The 19,609-nt window shown below is 70.5% G+C and carries 21 protein-coding genes and 1 tRNA gene; 15 read left to right on the top strand and 7 right to left on the bottom strand.

What is annotated here, in order from left to right:
- Nucleotides 1-14 precede the first annotated feature (14 nt).
- The gene (locus ACFC3F_RS08820) at nucleotides 15-764 is read left to right on the top strand and encodes a phosphoglyceromutase (RefSeq protein ID WP_376128611.1); all 750 of its coding nucleotides are present in this window, start codon (nucleotides 15-17) and stop codon (nucleotides 762-764) included.
- 1 nt (nucleotide 765) lies between these two features.
- Here the strand turns inward: ACFC3F_RS08820 and phoU are convergent, their stop codons facing one another.
- Nucleotides 766-1,458, bottom strand: coding sequence for a phosphate signaling complex protein PhoU (gene phoU, locus ACFC3F_RS08825; protein ID WP_376128613.1), 693 nt, complete (start codon nucleotides 1,456-1,458; stop codon nucleotides 766-768).
- 185 nt (nucleotides 1,459-1,643) lie between these two features.
- On the opposite strand from phoU, the gene ACFC3F_RS08830 reads away from it, so the two are divergent.
- Both ACFC3F_RS08830 and ACFC3F_RS08835 read left to right on the top strand, forming a co-directional pair.
- The gene (locus ACFC3F_RS08830; protein WP_376128615.1) at nucleotides 1,644-2,855 is read left to right on the top strand and encodes a sensor histidine kinase; all 1,212 of its coding nucleotides are present in this window, start codon (nucleotides 1,644-1,646) and stop codon (nucleotides 2,853-2,855) included.
- Complete coding sequence (locus ACFC3F_RS08835) at nucleotides 2,852-3,535, top strand: response regulator (protein WP_376128617.1); 684 nt, start codon at nucleotides 2,852-2,854, stop codon at nucleotides 3,533-3,535. The genes ACFC3F_RS08830 and ACFC3F_RS08835 overlap by 4 nt, the downstream gene beginning before the upstream one ends.
- 12 nt (nucleotides 3,536-3,547) lie before the next feature.
- On the opposite strand, the gene ACFC3F_RS08840 is transcribed toward ACFC3F_RS08835, so the two are convergent.
- Complete coding sequence (locus tag ACFC3F_RS08840) at nucleotides 3,548-4,051, bottom strand: DNA modification methylase (protein ID WP_376128619.1); 504 nt, start codon at nucleotides 4,049-4,051, stop codon at nucleotides 3,548-3,550.
- Nucleotides 4,052-4,182: 131 nt separating this feature from the next.
- Between ACFC3F_RS08840 and ACFC3F_RS08845 the strand changes: the two genes are divergently transcribed.
- A complete protein-coding gene (locus ACFC3F_RS08845) occupies nucleotides 4,183-4,665 on the top strand; it encodes a CarD family transcriptional regulator (RefSeq protein WP_376128621.1) in 483 nt (160 codons plus the stop codon).
- Nucleotides 4,666-4,691: 26 nt separating this feature from the next.
- Nucleotides 4,692-5,879 carry a 2-C-methyl-D-erythritol 4-phosphate cytidylyltransferase gene (gene ispD, locus ACFC3F_RS08850; RefSeq protein ID WP_376128623.1) on the top strand — a complete coding sequence of 396 codons (1,188 nt, stop codon included), beginning with the start codon at nucleotides 4,692-4,694 and terminating at the stop codon, nucleotides 5,877-5,879.
- Nucleotides 5,880-5,885: 6 nt separating this feature from the next.
- Here ispD and ACFC3F_RS08855 read toward each other — a convergent pair whose 3' ends face one another.
- Complete coding sequence (locus ACFC3F_RS08855) at nucleotides 5,886-6,812, bottom strand: DMT family transporter (protein ID WP_376128625.1); 927 nt, start codon at nucleotides 6,810-6,812, stop codon at nucleotides 5,886-5,888.
- An 80-nt stretch (nucleotides 6,813-6,892) separates the two neighbouring features.
- Between ACFC3F_RS08855 and cysS the strand changes: the two genes are divergently transcribed.
- The 3 genes from cysS to ACFC3F_RS08870 are packed head-to-tail and all read left to right on the top strand — an operon-like array spanning nucleotide 6,893 to nucleotide 9,965.
- Entirely contained in the window at nucleotides 6,893-8,329 is a 1,437-nt protein-coding gene (gene cysS, locus ACFC3F_RS08860) for a cysteine--tRNA ligase (protein WP_376128627.1), read from the top strand.
- Nucleotides 8,329-9,318 carry a 23S rRNA (guanosine(2251)-2'-O)-methyltransferase RlmB gene (gene rlmB / locus ACFC3F_RS08865; RefSeq protein ID WP_376128629.1) on the top strand — a complete coding sequence of 330 codons (990 nt, stop codon included), beginning with the start codon at nucleotides 8,329-8,331 and terminating at the stop codon, nucleotides 9,316-9,318. Before cysS ends, rlmB begins: the two co-directional genes overlap by 1 nt.
- Nucleotides 9,319-9,323: 5 nt before the next feature.
- Nucleotides 9,324-9,965, top strand: coding sequence for an NAD(P)-dependent oxidoreductase (locus tag ACFC3F_RS08870; RefSeq protein WP_376128631.1), 642 nt, complete (start codon nucleotides 9,324-9,326; stop codon nucleotides 9,963-9,965).
- Nucleotides 9,966-9,977: 12 nt separating this feature from the next.
- Here the strand turns inward: ACFC3F_RS08870 and ACFC3F_RS08875 are convergent, their stop codons facing one another.
- Both ACFC3F_RS08875 and ACFC3F_RS08880 read right to left on the bottom strand, forming a co-directional pair.
- Nucleotides 9,978-11,282, bottom strand: coding sequence for a DUF4032 domain-containing protein (locus ACFC3F_RS08875; protein ID WP_376128633.1), 1,305 nt, complete (start codon nucleotides 11,280-11,282; stop codon nucleotides 9,978-9,980).
- 64 nt (nucleotides 11,283-11,346) lie between these two features.
- A complete protein-coding gene (locus tag ACFC3F_RS08880; protein ID WP_376128635.1) occupies nucleotides 11,347-12,450 on the bottom strand; it encodes an ABC transporter ATP-binding protein in 1,104 nt (367 codons plus the stop codon).
- Nucleotides 12,451-12,696: 246 nt separating this feature from the next.
- Between ACFC3F_RS08880 and ACFC3F_RS08885 the strand changes: the two genes are divergently transcribed.
- The 3 genes from ACFC3F_RS08885 to ACFC3F_RS08895 all read left to right on the top strand — a co-directional run bounded on the left by ACFC3F_RS08885 (nucleotide 12,697) and on the right by ACFC3F_RS08895 (nucleotide 14,762).
- A complete protein-coding gene (locus ACFC3F_RS08885) occupies nucleotides 12,697-13,653 on the top strand; it encodes a DsbA family protein (protein ID WP_376128637.1) in 957 nt (318 codons plus the stop codon).
- 63 nt (nucleotides 13,654-13,716) lie between these two features.
- Nucleotides 13,717-13,789 (top strand) — tRNA-Thr (locus ACFC3F_RS08890).
- A 1-nt stretch (nucleotide 13,790) separates the two neighbouring features.
- Entirely contained in the window at nucleotides 13,791-14,762 is a 972-nt protein-coding gene (locus ACFC3F_RS08895; RefSeq protein WP_376128639.1) for a DMT family transporter, read from the top strand.
- Here ACFC3F_RS08895 and ACFC3F_RS08900 read toward each other — a convergent pair.
- Both ACFC3F_RS08900 and msrB read right to left on the bottom strand, forming a co-directional pair.
- Entirely contained in the window at nucleotides 14,759-15,310 is a 552-nt protein-coding gene (locus ACFC3F_RS08900) for a nitroreductase family protein (protein ID WP_376128655.1), read from the bottom strand. The two genes, ACFC3F_RS08895 and ACFC3F_RS08900, sit on opposite strands and share 4 nt — an antisense overlap.
- Before the next feature lie 56 nt (nucleotides 15,311-15,366).
- Nucleotides 15,367-15,774 (bottom strand): peptide-methionine (R)-S-oxide reductase MsrB, encoded by a 408-nt coding sequence (gene msrB / locus ACFC3F_RS08905; RefSeq protein ID WP_376128641.1) that lies wholly within the window; start codon nucleotides 15,772-15,774, stop codon nucleotides 15,367-15,369.
- Between the two features lie 263 nt (nucleotides 15,775-16,037).
- On the opposite strand from msrB, the gene ACFC3F_RS08910 reads away from it, so the two are divergent.
- The 4 genes from ACFC3F_RS08910 (at nucleotide 16,038) to groL (ending at nucleotide 19,591) form a co-directional block, all read left to right on the top strand.
- Nucleotides 16,038-17,027 carry a DUF2332 domain-containing protein gene (locus ACFC3F_RS08910; protein ID WP_376128643.1) on the top strand — a complete coding sequence of 330 codons (990 nt, stop codon included), beginning with the start codon at nucleotides 16,038-16,040 and terminating at the stop codon, nucleotides 17,025-17,027.
- Between the two features lie 9 nt (nucleotides 17,028-17,036).
- Nucleotides 17,037-17,279: a DUF3263 domain-containing protein gene (locus ACFC3F_RS08915; protein WP_376128645.1), complete on the top strand. Its 243-nt coding sequence runs from the start codon at nucleotides 17,037-17,039 to the stop codon at nucleotides 17,277-17,279.
- Between the two features lie 9 nt (nucleotides 17,280-17,288).
- Complete coding sequence (locus ACFC3F_RS08920; protein WP_376128647.1) at nucleotides 17,289-17,861, top strand: LytR C-terminal domain-containing protein; 573 nt, start codon at nucleotides 17,289-17,291, stop codon at nucleotides 17,859-17,861.
- A 110-nt stretch (nucleotides 17,862-17,971) separates the two neighbouring features.
- Entirely contained in the window at nucleotides 17,972-19,591 is a 1,620-nt protein-coding gene (gene groL, locus ACFC3F_RS08925) for a chaperonin GroEL (protein ID WP_376128649.1), read from the top strand.
- Nucleotides 19,592-19,609: the final 18 nt, after the last annotated feature.

A 19,609-nucleotide genomic window follows, 5' to 3' on the forward strand; every position in this document is an offset into this window, starting at 1 on the left:
GATAAGCTGTCAGCATGAGTGCGCCCTACACGCTGATCCTGCTCCGTCACGGCCAGAGCGAGTGGAACGAGCTGAACCTCTTCACCGGCTGGGTCGACGTCCGCCTCACCGAGCGGGGCAGGGCGGAGGCCCTGCGCGGCGGCGAACTGATCGCCGAAGCGGGGCTCCTGCCCGACGTGCTGCACACCTCGGTGCTGAGCCGCGCGATCCAGACCGCGAACATCGCGCTGGACTCCGCCGACCGGCTGTGGATCCCCGTGAAGCGCTCGTGGCGTCTCAACGAGCGCCACTACGGCGCGCTGCAGGGCAAGGACAAGGCCGAGACGCTCGACGAGTTCGGGCAGGAGCAGTTCATGCTCTGGCGTCGCTCGTTCGACGTGCCGCCGCCCGACCTCGCCGACGACAGCGAATGGAGCCAGGCCGGCGACCCCCGCTACGCCGACATCGACGGCGACGTGCCGCGCACCGAATCGCTCAAGATCGTCATCGACCGCATGCTGCCGTACTGGCACGACGAGATCGTGCCCGACCTCGAGGCCGGCAAGACGGTGCTCGTCACGGCGCACGGCAACTCGCTGCGCGGCCTCGTCAAGCACCTCGACGGCATCAGCGACGACGACATCGCGACGCTGAACATCCCCACCGGCATCCCGCTCGTGTACCGGCTCGACGAGAACCTCGAGCCGATCGGCGCGGCGGAGTACCTCGACCCCGAGGCGGCCGCCGCGGGGGCTGCGGCCGTCGCCTCACAGGGGAAGGGCTGACCTACAGCTCGGGGTCGGCCGCGGCGGCGACGATGTCGAGGGCATCGGTGGGCGCCGTCCAGTCGCCCGTCGACAGGTAGGCGACCTTCTTCGCGACCGAGACGGCGTGGTCGGCGAATCGCTCGTGGTAGCGGCTCGCGAGCGTCGCGTCGACCGTGGCCGCGGCCTCGCCCTTCCACGTGTCGCTCAGCACCTTCTCGAACACCGATGCGTGCAGCTCGTCCACCTCGTCGTCGACGTTGCGGATGTCCTCGATGATCGCGAGGTCCTGCGTGCGCAGCAGATCCGTGAGGTGGCGCGCGGCCGCGACATCGAACTCCCCCATGCGCAGGAACGTGCCCTTGAGGCCCTTGGGGATCGCCCGCTCGGGGAAGCGCATGCGCGTCAGCTGCGCGATGTGCTCGGCGATGTCGCCCATCCGCTCGAGGGACGCGCTCATCCGCAGGGCGCCGACCACGATGCGCAGGTCGCCGGCGACCGGCTGCTGACGCGCGAGGATCTCGATGGCGAGCTCATCGAGCTCGAGGGCCTTCTCATCGATGATGAAGTCCGCGTCGATGACCTCTTCGGCCAGCGCGACATCGCTCGTGCCGAACGCCCGCGTGGCCTTGTCGATCGCGACCGTGACGAGGTCGGCGATCTCGACGAGGCGTCCTTGGACGTCCTCGAGTGACTGGTGGAACACTCCGCGCATGACAGCACCCTCTCTTGATCGTGGCGGCCGCTTCCGGCTCGTCCACGGCGGCACAACGACGATCCCGGAAGATTGTCATCGGGAAAGGTTAACGATCGGTGCCGACCCGGTGAATAGTACCCGTCGTACGGCGTGATGGTCGCGGAACGGGCGGACGGCACCCGCCCGGGCCGTACTGTGGAGGCATGGATCGCACGCAGCTGGCGCTGCTCGCCCTCTTCGCGGGAGTCGTCATCGGCGGCGTCATTTCCATCGTCGTCGTCGGTGCCCTGCGTGCCCGCGACCGCGCCCGCGTCCAGCGGTCGGCCGGCCTGCCGGGCGGCATGCGCGAAGTGCTGCACGGCATGGACGATGCCGCCGTCGTCGTCGACGGCTCGGGCACGGTCACCGCGGCGTCCGCGGCCGCTTCGGCGTTCGGGCTGCTCGAGGGGAGCGTGCTGCCGTCCGAGGAGCTGCGCGACCTGGTCCGTCGCGCGCGCGACACCGACCTGCCGGCGACCGAGAACCTGCGTCTGCGGCGCGGGGCGGCTTACCTCGAACCGCGTCTCGTCGCCGCCCGGGCGACACGCGTCGCCGCGCAGCTGACCTTCGTCGTGCTGCGCGACATCACCGAGCGCGAGCGCATCGAGCAGATGCGCCGTGACTTCGTCGCCAACACGAGCCACGAGCTGAAGACGCCCGTGGGCGCCGTGAGTCTGCTCTCCGAGGCCATCGAGTCCGCCGCCGACGACCCCGCCCAGGTGCGTCATTTCGCGAGCCGGCTGACCGCCGAGGCCACGCGTCTCGGTCAGCTGACGGCCCGCATCATGAGCCTGTCCCGGCTGCAGTCCACGGATGAGCTGACCGAGGACCGCATCATCTCGATCGACGAGATCATCGCCTCGGCGGTGGACGCGCACCTGATCCAGGCGGATGCCGCGGGGATCGAGATCGTGCGCGGCGGCGAGCGCGGAGCGCACGTGCGCGGCGACGCCCAGATCCTCGCCGAAGCCGTCGGCAACCTGCTCGCCAACGCCATCGCCTACTCGCCGAGCGGGTCGAAGGTCGGCGTCGGAGTGAAGGTCGCCGACGACGTCGTCGAGGTCGCCGTGACCGATCGTGGCGTGGGGATCCCCGAGGGAGAGCAGGACCGCCTGTTCGAGCGGTTCTATCGCGCCGACCCCGCTCGGGCCCGCCGCACCGGCGGCACGGGGCTCGGCCTGTCGATCGTCAAGCATGCCGTGCAGCGACACGGCGGCGAGGTGCGCCTGTGGTCGCGACCCGGGCGGGGGTCGACGTTCACCGTCCGGCTTCCCCTCGCCGCGCCGCCGGCCGACCCGCCGCGCCCCCGGCGCAAGAAGAGCCACCCGCGAGACGTCCTCATCGAGACGTCGTCGCAGAACGGAGAGTCCGCATGACCCGCGTCTTGATCGTCGAGGACGAGCCCGATCTCGCCGACCCCCTGGCCTATCTGCTGCGCCGGGAAGGGTACGAGGCCGAGATCGCCGAGGACGGCCCGGCCGCCCTCGAGGCGTTCCGTGAGCGCGGCGCCGACATCGTGCTGCTCGATCTGATGCTGCCCGGCATGCCGGGAACCGAGGTGTGCCGCCAGATCCGGACCACCTCGAGCGTGCCCATCATCATGGTGACGGCCAAGGACTCCGAGGTCGACATCGTCGTGGGACTCGAGCTCGGCGCCGACGACTACGTCACGAAGCCCTACTCGTCGCGCGAGCTCCTCGCCCGCATGCGGGCCGTGCTGCGGCGTCTCGCGCAGGCCGATGCCGACCTCGACGAGCGCGTGCTCGAGGCCGGACGGGTCGTGCTGGACATCGACCGGCACACGGTCGCGGTGGGCGGCGCCGAGATCGCGATGCCGCTCAAGGAGTTCGAACTGCTCGAGGTGCTCATGCGCAACGCGGGACGCGTCCTGACGCGCGGTCAGCTGATCGACCGCGTGTGGGGGAGCGACTACTTCGGAGACACCAAGACGCTCGACGTGCACATCAAGCGCATCCGCTCGCGCATCGAAGAGAGCCCGAGCAGCCCGCGCATGCTCGTGACGGTGCGCGGCCTCGGCTATCGCTTCGAGGCCTGAGCCCCGCGCGGATCAGTCGCGGGGAACGAGCGCCGTGAGGTAGTCCAGGCGGCCGTCGAGCACGGGAAGGACCGTGATGTGGCTCTCGGCGCCATCGGTCGAGAACTGCGCGGGCACGTCGGTGCCCGGCACCATCTCGATGCCGTCGAGCTCGATCGGCTCGAGGTCGTCGGTGCCGAAGCTGAGGGTCTCACCCGCGGGAACCCGGATCGAAAGGTCGATCGAGTCGCCCTCGCCGATCGAGAGGTTGAGTGTCTGCATCTCGTCGCTCGTGTTGATCACGGCGGCGACGAGGTTGCCGAGGTCGCCCTCGTCATTGGCGACGATGAAGGCGTTGCGCACCTCGAGGACACCCATCTCGTAGACGTTGATGCCCTCCGCCGCAGCGTAGGTGATCGTCGACGACTGCGGCGTGATGAAGGTGCACCCGGTGGTTCCGAGGACGACGGCGGCGCCCACGGCGAGCGACGCGATGAGGCGCGATTTCACGGATCCTCCCAGAGTGGATGACGGCATCCGTCCCATCCTATGGGGTAGCGGCCGCGCGCATCGGCGCCTCGATCGAGCAGTGTGCGGCATCGCGGACGGAGAACCTTAGCGTATGTCGGGCTGTGATATCATAGAGGTTGCCGAAAGGACATAACTGCATGCTTTTTGAGGTTGGCGAGACGGTTGTCTACCCGCACCACGGGGCCGCGAAGATCATCGAGGTCAAGGAACGCGTGATCAAGGGTGAAGCGAAGAAGTACCTGAAGCTCAATGTCACACAGGGCGACCTGATCATCGAGGTCCCCGCTGAGAACGTCGACCTCGTGGGTGTGCGTGACGTCATCGGTCAGGAAGGCCTCGAGCAGGTCTTCGAAGTGCTGCGCGCTCCGTTCACGGAAGAGCCCACGAACTGGTCTCGTCGCTACAAGGCGAACCTCGAGAAGCTCGCTTCGGGCGATGTCATCAAGGTGAGCGAGGTCGTCCGCGACCTGTGGCGCCGCGACCAGGACCGCGGACTCTCCGCGGGCGAGAAGCGCATGCTCGCCAAGGCGAAGCAGATCCTCGTCTCCGAGCTCGCGCTCGCCGAGAAGACCGACGAAGAGAAGGCCGGAGTCCGTCTCGACGAGGTCCTCGCCTCCTGACGACTCGTCTCCGGTAGCGTGACGGCGTGAACATCACGCCCGTCCCCCGCGTAGCGGTCATCGTCGTCGCGGCCGGTTCCGGCTCGCGACTGGGTGCCTCGGCGCCGAAGGCTTTCGTCGGTCTCGACGAGCACACGATCCTGCGCCATGCGCTCGACCGGGTCGCCGGCCTCGCGGGCGCCCAGATCGTCGTCGTCGCACCGTCCGGTCGCGAGGGCGAGGCGCTCACCGACGCCCGCGCCGCGTTCGACGACGCGCGCGACCTCGTCTCGGTCGTGACGGGTGGTGAGACGCGCCAGGCCTCCGTCGCGGCCGGCCTCGCGGCCGTCTGGGCCGACGTCGAGATCGTCCTCGTGCACGACGCGGCCCGCGCGCTCACCCCGCCCGCGGTCTTCGAACGCGTCGTCGCGGCGATCGACGGCGGCGCCGAGGCCGCCATCCCCGTGCTCGCGGTCGTCGACACCATCAAGCGCGTCACGGGCGACGAGATCGTCGCGGCCGTCGACCGGTCGCAGCTCGGCGCGGCGCAGACGCCGCAGGGATTCCGGCGCGACCTGCTCGACGCCGTCTACGCGGCAGCATCCGAGCACTTCACCGACGACGCCGCGCTCTTCGCCGCCGCAGGACACCGCATCGCCGCGGTCGCGGGCGAGGACATCGCGTTCAAGATCACCACGCCCGCCGACCTCGACCGCGCGCGCGCACTCGTCACTCCGCCGCCTCCGGCCGGGCGCGCCGTCGCGATGCCGCGCGTCGGGATCGGAACCGACGTGCACGGCTACGGCGGGGAGGGCTCGCTCTGGCTCGCGGGGCTTCAGTGGCCGGGGGAACGCGCGCTCTCGGGGCACTCCGACGGAGACGCCGCGGCGCACGCGATCGTCGACGCGCTGCTGTCGGCCGCGGGGCTGGGCGACATCGGGACGCACTTCGGCACGTCGCATCCGGAGTATGCCGGAGCCCACGCCGACGTCTTCCTGGCCCGCACGCGCGACCTGCTCGAGCAGGCGGGCTGGCGGATCGGCAACGTCTCGGTGCAGCTGCAGGCCAACCGTCCGCGCTTCGCGGCCCGACGCGCCGAATCCGAAGCGGTGCTGTCGGCGGCGCTGGGCGGTGCTCCCGTCTCGGTCGCCGCCACGACGACCGACGGACTCGGCTTCACCGGTGCCGGCGACGGCGTCGCGGCGTTCGCCGTCGCGCTCGTCGTTCCGGTGTGAGCCGCGTCAGCCTTCGACGGCGAACGGACGCACGTCGCGCGGCGAGCGCGAACCCCACGCGAGCAGCGCGAGACCGAACCCCAGCACGACCAGCCCCCCGACCGCGAGGGGCGAGAGCCGTTCGCCCAGCACGACGATCCCGAGGATGCTGGCCGTCAGGGGCTCGGCGAGGGTGAGCGTCGCCGCGGTCGCCGCCGTGAGCCCGCTGAGCCCCCACGTGAACAGCGTGTAGGCGACGCCGATCGTGGCGATCCCGAGCCAGAGGGCGAGAGCCCAGCCCGCCGCGGAACCGAGCCACGTCAGGCTCACGAAAGGCAGCACCGCGGCACTCAGGACGGCGCCGCTCGCGCCCATCGAGCCGACGACCGTGAAGGGGTCCCACCCCTGGTCGAGGAGTCGACGCTGCGCGTTGGCGATGACGGCGAACGCCGCGGCGGCGCCGAGCGAGCCCAGAAGGCCGATCGGGTCGGTGCCGCCGTCGCTGCGTGCGTCGCCGCCGAAGCCGAGCAGCACGACGCCGACGGTCGCCACCGCCGTCGCGGTGAGCCACGTCGCGGTGGGCCGGCGCCGGGTCATGGCCCATTCGATCAGACCGGCGAGGATGGGCGCCGCCCCGAGGGCGACGACGGTGCCCACCGCGACGCCGTTGCGCTCCATGCCCAGGAACACCAGCGGCTGGAAGACCGTGAGGCAGGCGCCCGTGAGCACCATGAGCAGGAGCGGGCGCACTCCGAGCCGGGGCCGTGCGGCGAGCGGATCGCGGCGCGCGTGCCGCACCGCGAGCGAGAAGGCGATGACGGCGAGCACGATGCCGCCGAGCACCATCCGGACCATGCCGACCGAGAGCGCCGTCGCGCCCTCGGGACCGAGGGCTTTCGCCGTTCCGATCGTGCCGAACAGGACGGCGGCGGCGAGGACGGCGAGGACATGCACTCTCTAGTTCTATCGGTTCCCGGCGCCCGGTCTCGCCGCGCTGCCCCGAGCCTCTGCGGCGCGGCCGGTAGGCTGGCGCAGTGACGATCCGGCTCTACGACACGCGCGCACGAACGCTGCGTGACTTCACCCCCGAGGACCCGGGGAACGTCACGATGTACGTCTGCGGTCCGACGGTGCAGTCGGGCCCGCACATCGGCCATCTGCGCGGGGCGCTGAGCTTCGACCTGCTGCGGCGCTGGCTGGCGCACCGCTACGGACGCGTCACGTTCGTGCGCAACGTCACCGACATCGACGACAAGGTGCTCGCGAATGCGTCGCCCGACGAGCCGTGGTGGGCGCTGGCGTACCGCATGGAGCTCGCGTTCACGCGTGCCTACACGGCCATCGGCATCCTGCCGCCGACGTACGAGCCGCGGGCCACGGCATCCATTCCGCAGATGACCGAGCTGATCGAGCGCCTCATCGCGGCGGGGCACGCGTACGCGTCGACGGATGCCGCAGCGGCAGGCGACGTCTACTTCGACGTGCGCTCGTGGCCCGAGTACGGCGCCCTGACGAACCAGTCGCTCGATGCGATGGAGCCGGCGACCGACGCGGATCCGCGCGGCAAGCGCGACCCGCGCGACTTCGCCCTCTGGAAGGGCGGCAAGCCCGACGAGCCCGCGTCGGCGACGTGGGATTCGCCGTGGGGCCCCGGACGCCCCGGCTGGCACATCGAGTGCTCGGCGATGTCGCGCCGCTACCTCGGACCGTCGTTCGACATCCACGGCGGCGGGCTCGATCTGCGCTTCCCGCACCACGAGAACGAGCTCGCGCAGTCGACCGCGGCGGGCGACGCGTTCGCGCGGTACTGGGTGCACAACGGCCTCGTGACCGTCGGCGACCAGAAGATGTCGAAATCGCTCGGCAATTTCGTGCTCGCCGACGACCTGCTGCGCGATCGCGACCCGCTCGTCGTGCGCTACGCGCTCGCCGCGGCGCACTACCGTTCGACGCTCAGCGTCACGGAGGCATCCTTCGACGAAGCCGACGCGGCGCTCGGTCGCATCCGCACGTTCCTCGAACGCGCCGAGCGCGTGCTCGGGGCGGCCGACGACGGGACCGCTGCGGCAGACGTGCCGCAGGCCTTCGCCGACGCGCTCGACGACGACCTGGGCCTGCCGCAGGCGCTCGCCGTCGTGCATGAGACCGTGCGCGCCGGGAACGCGGCGCTCGACGCCGGCGACCGCACCGCGGCAGCACGCGCGTCGACGGACGTGAGCCGGATGGTCGGGGTCCTCGGGCTCGATCCACTCGACCCGCAGTGGCGCGACACCGGCACGACGGCGGAGACGGCGGCGCTCGACGCCCTCGTGCAGACGATGATCACGCAGCGCGAGGATGCTCGTGCGGCGAAGGACTGGGCGGCGGCCGACCGCATCCGCGACGCGATCGCGGCGGCGGGCATCGCCCTCGAAGACACACAGCAGGGCACGCGCTGGAGCATCGAGCGCGCGCCCGAGAAGGAGAACTGATGGCCAAGCCAGGGCGCCCCGGCGCGAGCAAGGGCGGCAAGGGCCCCACGAAGGGCACGGGCGGCAAGAACAAGCGCTCCCTCGAGGGTCGCGGACCGACACCCAAAGCCGAAGAACGCGCGTGGCATCCCGCGGGCAAGCGCAAGGCCGCGGCCGAGCGGCTGGCAGCGGCGGGCGGCAAGCCCAAGCCGCGCACGAGCAGCACGAACCGCACGTCGCGGTCGAAGTCGGCCGATGACACCGAGACGGTGACCGGCCGTAACTCGGTGCTCGAGGCGCTGCGCGCCAAGATCCCCGCGACGACCCTGTATATCGCGCAGCGCGTCGAGATGGACGACCGCGTCAAGGAGATGCTCTCGATCGCGACGCATCGCGAGATCCCGATCCTCGAGGTCATGCGTCCCGAGCTCGACCGCATGGCGGGCTTCGACGGTGTGCACCAGGGCGTCGCCCTCAAGGTGCCGCCGTACGAGTACGCGCACCCGCAGGACCTGCTCGAGAACGTCATCGACACCGGCGCGGTGCCGCTGTTCGTCGCACTGGACGGCATCACCGATCCGCGCAACCTGGGCGCCATCATCCGCTCGACGGCGGCATTCGGCGGGCAGGGGATCATCCTGCCGCAGCGTCGCTCGGCGAGCGTGAACTCCGCCGCGTGGAAGACGAGTGCCGGCGCCGCCGCGCGCATCCCCGTCGCGCTCGCCCCGAACCTCACGACGACCCTCAAGGACTTCAAGAAGCAGGGTGTGTTCGTGCTCGGCCTCGACGGCGGCGGCGACGTCTCGCTGCCCGCGCTGGAGCTCGCCGACCGGCCCGTCGTGGTCGTCGTCGGCTCCGAGGGCAAGGGACTGTCGCGCCTGGTCACCGAGACGTGCGACCAGGTCGTGTCGATCCCGATCTCGGGGGCGACCGAATCACTCAACGCCGGCATCGCGGCCTCGGTCGCGCTGTACCAGATCGCGACGCTGCGCGCCGCAGGAAAGGACTGATCTGCATGGCTCGCATCGCCGTCATCGGGGGGACCGGCTACGCCGGCAGCAACATCGTCGCCGAGGCCGTGCGCCGCGGGCACACGGTCGTATCGGTCGCCCGCACGATTCCGTCCGACCGCGTCGACGGCGCCACCTACATCGAGGGCACCCTGCTCGATGTGCCGACGCTCATCACCGAGATCCAGGGCGTCGACGTCGTCGTCTCGGCCGTCGCCGCCCGCGGCGACATGCTCGGCAACGTGCGTCCGGCGATGGCGCAGCTGGTCGCCGATCTTCCCGATGAGGTGCGGGTGGGTGTCGTCGGCGGTGCCGGCGGCAGCCTCATCGCCCCCGGTGGCGAGCGGCTCGTCGACCAGCCCTCGTTCACCGAGGAGTACAAGCCCGAGGCGCTCGAGGCGATCGGCGTGCTCGAGGACCTGCAGACCACGCCCGCGTCGCGCGACTGGTTCTACGTGCATCCCGCCGGCGGTTTCGGGTCGTGGGCTCCGGGCGAGCGGACGGGTGAGTACCGCGACGGCGGTGACGTCCTCGTGACGGATGCCGCGGGGGAGTCCTTCATCTCGGGCGCCGACTTCGGCGTGGCCGTGCTCGACGAGATCGAGAACCCGAAGCACCGCCGTGAGCGCTTCACGGTGGGTTACTGACCGCGCCGGACGTCAGACGAGGTCGCGCCAGTCGACCCCGTCGTCTCCGGTGTCGAGCGGGATCGCGGCCGTGATGACGGGGATCGCCATCGTCTCGGTCGGCGGGCCCATGACGGTCGCCTCGTCGCGGCGGTGGCGCAGCACGGTGTCGATGTAGCTCGCGAGCACTTCGGCGAGCGGCGTCGACCGATCCTGCGCCTGCGACATGTACCAGCGGTGCTCGAGCACCTGGTGGAACACCTCGGCGGGCTCGAGCTTGGCGCGCAGGTCCCACGGGATCGCCTTGACGACCGGTTCGAAGACGCGCGTGAGCCATTCGTGGGCGACCATCTCCTCATCGGCGCCGAGCCGCGAGATGCGGGCGCTGAACTCGTCGAGGTCGTTGAGCAGGCGCCGCGCCTGGTTCTCTTCGACGTCGAGCCCGGTCAGCCGGAGCAGGCGGCGCTGGTGGTGTCCGGCATCCACGACCTTCGGTCTGATCGATACCCGCGTGCCGTCGCTCGTCGCCTCGATCGACATCTCGCCGATGTCGAAGCCGAGATCGTTGAGCCGTCGCACGCGCTCCGTGATCCGCCAGGCCTCGTCGGCGCGGAACGTCTCGGCTTCGGTCAGGGCGTTCCACAGCGCCCGGTACGAGCTCACGATGCCGTCGGCGATCGCGACGGCGTCGACGCCGCCCTCGAGACGGCCGCCGGCCTCGAGGTCCATGATCTCGCCCGCGATGTTGGTGCGCGCGACGTCGAGATCGTGTTCCCGCTGTCCGCGCGTCAGTCCGCTCTCATGCAGCTCGCCCGTCTCGGCGTCGACGAGGTACGCCGCGAACTCCCCGGCGTCGCGGCGGAACAGCGTGTTCGACAGCGAGACGTCGCCCCAGAAGAAGCCGACGTTGTGCAGCTGCACGAGCAGCGCCGCCAGCGCGTCGACGAGGCGGGTCGCGGTGTCGGGGCGCAGCACCTGCGTGAAGAGCGCGCGATAAGGCAGTGAGAACCGCAAGTGCGCCGTGACGAGGGCCGCCGGCAGGGGCGAGCCCGCGGGAGTCGACCGGCCCGCGATGACGGCGACGCGCGTGACGCACGGCACATCGAGCCGCGCGAGGTTGCCGAGCATGTCGTACTCGCGCCGAGCCATCTCCTCGGTCGTCTCCTTGACGGCGACGACACGGCCGGACAGGCTCGAGAACCGCACGAGGTGACGCGAGAGGCCCTTGGGCAGCGACACGATGGCGCTCGAGGGCCAGTCCGCGAGCGGGGTGGCCCAGGGCAGTTCGAGCAGGGCCGGGTCGACCGAGCTCGCGGTGATGCTGAGGGCGTCGGGCACAGGTCCTCCGAGTAAGCGAAGGCGCGGGGGTCGCTGTGACCGCCCGCGCCTTTGCCGTGGAATGTCAGATCGAGGCGGTCACCGTGTCGTTGAGACGGTCGCCCGTCTCGAGGTCGAACGCGTGCACGTGGCCGGGCTTGGCCGCGAGCGTCACCGTCTCGCCCGCGTCGGGGTGGTTGCGCCCGTCGACGCGCGCGACGATGTCGGTGCGCGTGCCGGCGATCTCGGCGTGGCCGTAGAGGTAGCCGTCGGCGCCGAGTTCTTCGACGAGGTCGACGACGACGCTGAGGCCACGACCGTCGGCGGGTCCGACCTCGATGTCCTCGGGGCGCACGCCGACCATGACCTGGCTGCCGTGCGCGCGGCCGACGGTGTCGCGGTCCAGCGGCACGACCTCGGTGCCGAACTGCACGCCGCCCTCGGCGAGGTCGGAGGGGAACAGGTTCATCGCGGGCGAGCCGATGAAGCCGGCGACGAAGACGTTGTTCGGGCGCTCGTACAGGTCGCGCGGGCTGCCGACCTGCTGCAGCAGGCCGTCTTTGAGGACCGCGATGCGGTCGCCCATCGTGAGGGCCTCGGTCTGGTCGTGCGTGACGTAGACGGTCGTGACGCCCAGTCGGCGCTGCAGCGACGCGATCTGCGTGCGCGTCTGCACGCGCAGCTTCGCGTCGAGGTTCGACAGCGGCTCGTCCATGAGGAAGACCTGGGGCTGACGCACGATGGCACGGCCCATGGCGACACGCTGACGCTGACCGCCCGAGAGGGCCTTCGGCTTGCGGGTCAGGTACTCCTCGAGGTCGAGCAGCTTCGCGGCCTCGAGCACGCGGGTCGCGCGCTCCTCCTTGCCGATGCCGGCGATCTTGAGCGCGAAGCCCATGTTCTCGGCGACGGTCATGTGCGGGTACAGCGCGTAGTTCTGGAAGACCATCGCGATGTCACGGTCTTTCGGCGGAACATCGGTGACGTCGCGGTCGCCGATCAGGATGCGACCCGAGTTGACCTCTTCGAGGCCCGCGAGCATGCGCAGCGAGGTGGACTTTCCGCAGCCGGATGGACCGACCAGGACGAGGAATTCACCGTCGGCGACCTCGAGGTTGAGCTTGTCCACGGCGGGGCGCGTGCCCCCGGGATACAGGCGGGTTGCGTTGTCGAACGTGACGGACGCCATGCTTTCTTCTCCTTCACCGGCAGGTACGTGCCGGACGATCCGTAGTGATGGATGAGCGGGAGCTATCCCGCGCGCCCGCCTATGGGCGCACGGCCAGTATGCCACGGGGTCTGCCGAGCCCGCTTCTGGTCATTTCCCAGGGTGGCTGGTTAGCATCGTCCTCGGCCCGATCGTGGTGAAGCCCCCGTCCTTCTCGCGGCGCGCCCCCGCCGATACCGGCCGAAACGCACCGCCCCGAGAGGTCCCATGTCCAGCGACGAGTCTTCGAACGCCCCGAGCGAACGTCGTGATGCCGTGCGCGAAAAGGCGCAGCAGGTGCAGGCGCGCCAGGCGCGCACGCGACGCCTGCGGGCCCTGTCGGTCGTGGCATCCGTCGTCGCCATCGTGGCGATCGCCGCCGTCGTCGTGGCGTGGGCCGTCGGCTCGGCGGCATCCAAGCCTCAGCTGAGCCCCGCGAACGTCGCCGACGACGGCTTCTTCGTCACCAGCGCCACGGGTCTCGCCGACACGGGCGGGCCCACGTCGGGGACCCCGACGCCGACTCCCGCGGCCGACGAGGGCGCCGAGCCCGAAGAGACCGCTGCCGAGACGGCGACGCCCGAGCCCACCGAGCAGTCCGTCGTCGACATCCGCGTCTACGTCGACTACCTTTCGGCGGGTTCGCGCGAGTTCCAGCTCGCGAACGCCCCGCAGCTGTCCAAATGGGTCGGTGAGGGTGCCGCCGACCTGACCTATTACCCCGTCGCGATGCTCACGGCGAAGTCCAACGGCACGAAGTACTCGCTGCGTGCCGCGAGTGCGGCGGCGTGCGTCGCGACGCATTCGCGCGACACCTTCTTCGCCTACAACCACGCGCTGCTCTCGCAGCAGCCCGAGCTCGACTCCGACGGCTTCACCGATGTCGTCCTGGCCGACATCGCGCAGGCGAGCGGTGTCGACTCGCCCAAGGTCGTGCGCGCGTGCATCCAGGATCAGTCCTTCGCCGCGTGGGCCAAGGCCGCGACCGAGCGCGCTCTGTCCGGACTGCCCGACACCGACGGCGTCGCGCTCACCGGAACGCCGATGGTGCTCGTCAACGGCGCGCCCTACGTCGGAGCGCTCGATGACCCCAAGGAGTTCGCGCAGTTCGTGCTGACGATGGCGAGCGACGCGTACTACAAGGCGACCCCCACGCCGACTCCCACCGCGACCCCGGCGGAGTGACCCGCGGCGGTCGCTCATCGGCGACCGAGTAGCCCGCGGCATCCCGATAGAATGGGTGACTTCGCCGGCTTGGCGCAATTGGCAGCGCACCTGTCTTGTAAACAGGGGGTTGCGGGTTCAAGTCCCGCAGCCGGCTCGTGACGGCTGACTCCCGTGGCAGCGGTGGACGTCTGCCCGTCTGGATCGCGCTCGCCGGTGCCGCGTTCATCGGGGCACTGACAGCCGTGCAGGCGCGCATCAACGGCGTCCTCGGCATGCGCCTGGACGATGGAATTCTCGCGGGCGGCGTGTCCTTCGGCACGGGGCTCGTGCTCGCCATCGTGCTCTCCGCCGCGCTTCCCCAGGGCAGGCGGGGCTTCCGCACGCTCGTCGCGGGAATGCGCGGACGATCGATTCCCTGGTGGATGCTGGTGGGCGGCGCCGCCGGAGCCCTGACGGTCGCCACGCAGGGCCTCGCGGTCGCCGTCATCGGCGTCTCCCTCTTCACGGTGGGCGTCGTCGCGGGACAGGCCGTGAACGGGCTCGTCCTGGACCGGCTCGGCTTCGGGCCGGCCGGCGTCGTCGCCGTCACGATCCCGCGCCTGCTCGGGGGGCTCCTCGCGCTCGTCGCGGTCGGCGTGTCATTGGTCGGCGACGGCGTGCGCGGCATCCCGTTGTGGATGATCGTGATGCCGTTCCTGGCGGGAGTCGGGATCGCGTGGCAGCAGGCGACGAACGGCCGACTGCGTCAGCGCGTCGGCACGCCGCTCACGGCGACGCTCGTGAACTTCATCGGCGGAACGCTCGTGCTCGTCGTGGCGGCCATCGTGAGCGGCATCGTCTCGGGACCGCCGCGGGCGTTTCCGACCGAGCCGTGGCTCTACATCGCGGGGCCGCTCGGGGTCGTCTACATCTTCCTGTCGGCGGCGCTCGTCGCGCACACGGGGGTGCTGCTGCTGGGCCTGGGCACGGTCGTCGGTCAGCTCGTGACGTCGGTCGTGCTCGACGCGCTGTGGCCGGCGGCCGATGCCCCCGGCATCCTGCAGGTGAGCATCATGGTGGGCATCGCCCTGGCGTCGGTCATCGTCGCCGTCGCGCCGTGGAGACGGCCGCGGCGCGGACGTGATTAGGACTTCTTCGTGCCCGTCGGCATCGGCGAGATGAGCGATCGCGCATCGACCTCGCGGCGACTGCCCGTCTTCGCCGAGGGCTTGCCGCCGACGTAGAGCCAGCCGAGCAGCTCTTCGCGCTTTCCCAGGCCGTGCGCCTTCGCGACCGGCTTCGAGCGCGTGTGCGACCCCGTGCGCCAGATGACGCCCCAGCCCGCGTCATCGAGTAGCAGGCTGAGCATGTGCGCGACCCCCGACGCGACGGCCTCCTGCTCCCAGCGCGGCACCTTGTGGCTCTTGCGGTAGCTCGCGACGACCGCGATGAGCAGGGGTGCGCGCAGCGGCTTGCGCGACGGCTCGTCATCGCCGGCGGCTTCGGCCAGCGCCGCGCCCAGGCGCTCGCGGTCGGGCCCGCGCAGCTCGATGAGCCGCCACGGACGCAGCGACGAGTGGTCGGCGACGCGGGCGGCGGCCGACACGAGCGTCAGCAGCTCGTCGTGCGTCGGAGCCTCGTCGGTGACCTTCGACCACGAGCGACGCGCGCGCACCGCCTCGAGGGCCGGGCCCACGCGCCCCGAGGCTCCGCGCGCCGCGTCCGCGGCGGGGGGAGAGGGTGCGGGGGCCGTCACGCCTCGCCCTCGGGGGCGAACGACAACGACAGCGAGTTCATGCAGTACCGGTCGCCCGTGGGGGTGCCGAAGCCGTCGGGGAACACGTGTCCCAGGTGCGAACCGCACGTCGCGCAGCGCACTTCGGTGCGCACCATGCCGTGGCTGTTGTCCTCGATCAGCTCGACGGCCTCGGGCCGGACCGATTCGTAGAAGCTCGGCCAGCCGCAGTGCGAGTCGAACTTCGTGCCGCTGCGGAACAGCTCCGAGCCGCACGCCGCGCACGCGTAGAGTCCCGCGCGGCTCTCATCGAGCAGCTCGCCCGTCCAGGCGCGCTCGGTGCCCGCCTCGCGCAGCACCGCGTACTGCTCGGGGGTCAGCTCTGCGCGCCACTGCTCGTCGCTCTTGTCGATTTCGTACGCCATGTCGTCCTCCTCGGTGCTCTTGTTCATTCAACCGCAGTCCGCGCTCCACTGTTCCTTCGCATGACGCGGCGCGGCACCCCGTCGACTGACGCCTCACAGACTTCGGAGGTCGGGGCCAGGTTCGGAGTGCGGGTCGTGATGGATCCGGAGTTGGCGCGAGATTCCGGGGTTGGTGCGAGATTCCGAACGTCGTGGACTTCGGAGGTCGGGAGGAAGGTCGGGGGTCGGCGCGCGACTCGTGATGTCCCCGCGAGAATGAGGACATGCATCCGGATGCCGCCGCCACCGCCGATCGTTACGCGCGGTTCGCCGTGACCGAGGCGCGGGGGCGATCGGCGCTGTACGAAGACTGGGCGGCCGGCGTCGCGGGCGACGCGCCCACCGCGGCGATCCTCGCGCGGATCCCCGAGACCCGGCGGCAGCCGCCCCTCGTGTTCGCCGTCGCGCGGATGCTCGGCGCCCCCGAGAAGCCGTTCGCCGAGTGGTCGGCGTGGGTCGCGGAGCACGCCGACGACCTCGTCGCCGAGGCATCCCGTCGCCGTCTGCAGACCAACGAACCCCTGCGCTGCGCCGCGCTCCTGCCGGCGCTCAGCACGATCGACGGCCCGATCGCCCTCGTCGAAGTGGGCGCGAGCGCGGGGCTGTGTCTGTATCCCGACCGGTACTCGTACCGCTACGACGGCGGTCCGGACCTCGACCCGTCCGAGGGGGAGTCGGCCGTCGTCCTCGCGTCGGCCTTGAACGGCGGTCCGCCGCTGCGGCTGCCCGAGATCGTGTGGCGCGCGGGCATCGACCTGGATCCGAAGGATGCCGCGCATCCGGCCGATCGCCGCTTCCTCACGGCCCTCGTGTGGCCCGGCGAAACCGGTCGCGCCGAGCGGATCACGGCGGCGCTGGATATCGTCGCGGCCGATCCGCCGCTGCTCGTGCGGGGCGATGCGACCGAGCCGGGCGTGCTGGAGGGGGTCGTCCGCCGGGCTCCGGAGGGCGCGCGCGTCGTCGTCACGACGCCCGGTGTGCTGCCGCACATCCCACGCCGCGGCCTGGACCGGCTCATCGAGATCGTGCAGCGCCTCGAGGCCGTGTGGGTGACGATCGATCCGCCGGGGCTGCACGATGCGTGGCATCCGCCGATCGACCCGGCCACGTGGGGTGGCTTCGTGCTCGGCCGCGACGGCGTGCCGCTGGCGGCGGTCGATCCGCTCGGGCGGAGCGTGGAGTGGCGCGCGGGCGCAGCGGCCCCGGCGCGTTAGCGTGAAGGCGTGCCCCTCAGCGACCGTGACCGCGCCCTCCTCGATTTCGAGGCGGAGTGGCGGCGGCACGCCGGCGCAAAAGAAGAGGCGATCCGGGCCGACCTCGGCATCTCACCCGCCCGGTACTACCAGCTGCTCGGTCGCCTGCTCGACACGGCCGAGGCGCAGGCCCACGATCCGATGCTCGTGAAGCGGCTCCGGCGTCTGCGCGACGCGCGTGAGCGCGCGAGGCTTCGTCGCGCGGACGGGTAGCATCGGGGAGTGCCGAAATCGACCTTCCCGCGGGATCGCTTCGATGACATCCCGGCAGAAGTGGGCCGCGTGGGCGCCCATCGCGCCGAGAACCCCCGCATGCGCGGCTGGGTCGTGCTGCTGTGGGCCGTCCTCGCGACGATCGTGCTCATCGTCATCGGGATCTTCGGCACGCTGCTCGCATCGGGGCGCATCGAGCTCTTCCCCACGCCGGAGCCGACGCCCGAGCCGACCGTGCAGATCGAGCCGGTCATCGACACGACCTACGCCGTCAACGTCTTGAACGCGACGCCCGAAGAGGGGCTGGCGACCCAGCTGAAAGACGTCGTGGTCGCCGCGGGCTGGCCCGCCGACAGCGTTCTGGCCAGCGGCGCCGGCAGCGACGACTTCACGATGACGACCGTCTTCTATCTCGACGCGGACGACGAGGCCGCTGCCCTCGGCCTCGCCGACGTCATCGGCGGAGCCGAGATCGAGCAGAGCGAGGCGTATCAGCTCGGCGATCCCGACACGAAGCAGCTCACGATCGTCATCGGTCTCGACCGCACTTCGACTCCTCCTGAGCCTGCGCCGACCGAGTGACACGGGGCGCGGCTTGCACTCGCATAGGTCGAGTGCCAGAATGAGCGTTAGCACTCCGTACCTTTGAGTGCTAATTCCGCAAGCCAACGTCCGGGAGGGACGAGACAGACATGGCAAAGATCATCGCTTTCGACGAGGAGGCCCGTCGTGGCCTCGAGCGCGGCCTCAACACGCTGGCTGACGCCGTCAAGGTGACGCTCGGCCCGCGTGGTCGCAACGTCGTACTCGAGAAGAAGTGGGGCGCCCCCACGATCACGAACGACGGCGTCTCGATCGCCAAGGAGATCGAGCTCGACGACCCGTACGAGAAGATCGGCGCGGAGCTCGTCAAGGAGGTCGCGAAGAAGACCGACGACGTCGCCGGTGACGGCACGACGACGGCTACCGTCCTCGCTCAGGCGCTCGTGCGTGAAGGCCTGCGCAACGTCGCAGCCGGCGCCGACCCGATCGGCCTCAAGAAGGGCATCGAGAAGGCCGTCACGGCCATCTCCGACGAGCTGCTCGCTTCGGCCAAGGAGGTCGAGACGAAGGAGGAGATCGCTGCCACCGCATCGATCTCGGCCGCTGACGAAGAGATCGGCGCGCTCATCGCCGAGGCCATCGACAAGGTCGGCAAGGAAGGCGTCGTCACGGTCGAGGAGTCGCAGACCTTCGGCACCGAGCTCGAGCTCACCGAGGGCATGCGCTTCGACAAGGGGTACATCAACCCCTACTTCGTCACGGACCCCGACCGCCAGGAGGCGGTCTTCGAGGACCCGTACATCCTCATCGCGAACCAGAAGATCTCGAACATCAAGGACCTTCTGCCCGTCGTCGACAAGGTGATCCAGGACGGCAAGGAGCTCGTCATCATCGCCGAGGACGTCGAGGGCGAGGCTCTCGCGACGCTCGTGCTCAACAAGATCCGCGGCATCTTCAAGTCGGTCGCCGTCAAGGCGCCCGGCTTCGGTGACCGTCGCAAGGCTCAGCTGCAGGACATCGCGATCCTCACGGGCGGCCAGGTCATCACCGAAGAGGTGGGCCTCAAGCTCGAGAACGCGACGCTCGACCTGCTCGGTCGTGCGCGCAAGGTCATCGTCACGAAGGACGAGACCACGATCGTCGAGGGTGCCGGCGAGGCCGACCAGATCGAAGGTCGCGTGACCCAGATCCGTCGCGAGATCGACAACACCGACAGCGACTACGACCGCGAGAAGCTCCAGGAGCGTCTCGCCAAGCTCGCCGGCGGCGTCGCCGTCATCAAGGCGGGCGCGGCCACCGAGGTCGAGCTGAAGGAGCGCAAGCACCGCATCGAGGACGCCGTTCGCAACGCGAAGGCGGCCGTCGAAGAGGGCATCGTCCCCGGTGGTGGCGTCGCGCTCATCCAGGCGGGCCAGAAGGCGCTGTCGGAACTCGGACTCTCGGGTGACGAGGCGACCGGCGCGAACATCGTCCGCGTGGCCATCGAGGCACCGCTCAAGCAGATCGCGCTGAACGCCGGTCTCGAGCCGGGCGTCGTCGCGAACAAGGTCTCGGAACTCCCCACGGGTCACGGCCTCAACGCCGCCACGGGCGAGTACGGCGACATGTTCGCACAGGGCATCATCGACCCCGCCAAGGTCACGCGCTCGGCGCTGCAGAACGCCGCGTCGATCGCCGGGCTGTTCCTGACGACCGAGGTCGTCGTCGCCGACAAGCCTGAGAAGGCCCCGGCGATGCCCGCCGACCCGACCGGTGGCATGGACTTTTGACGCAGCGCGGGTCAATGC

Source organism: Microbacterium sp. NPDC055910 (assembly GCF_042271185.1).
In the GTDB taxonomy this organism is placed as follows: Bacteria; Actinomycetota; Actinomycetes; order Actinomycetales; family Microbacteriaceae; genus Microbacterium.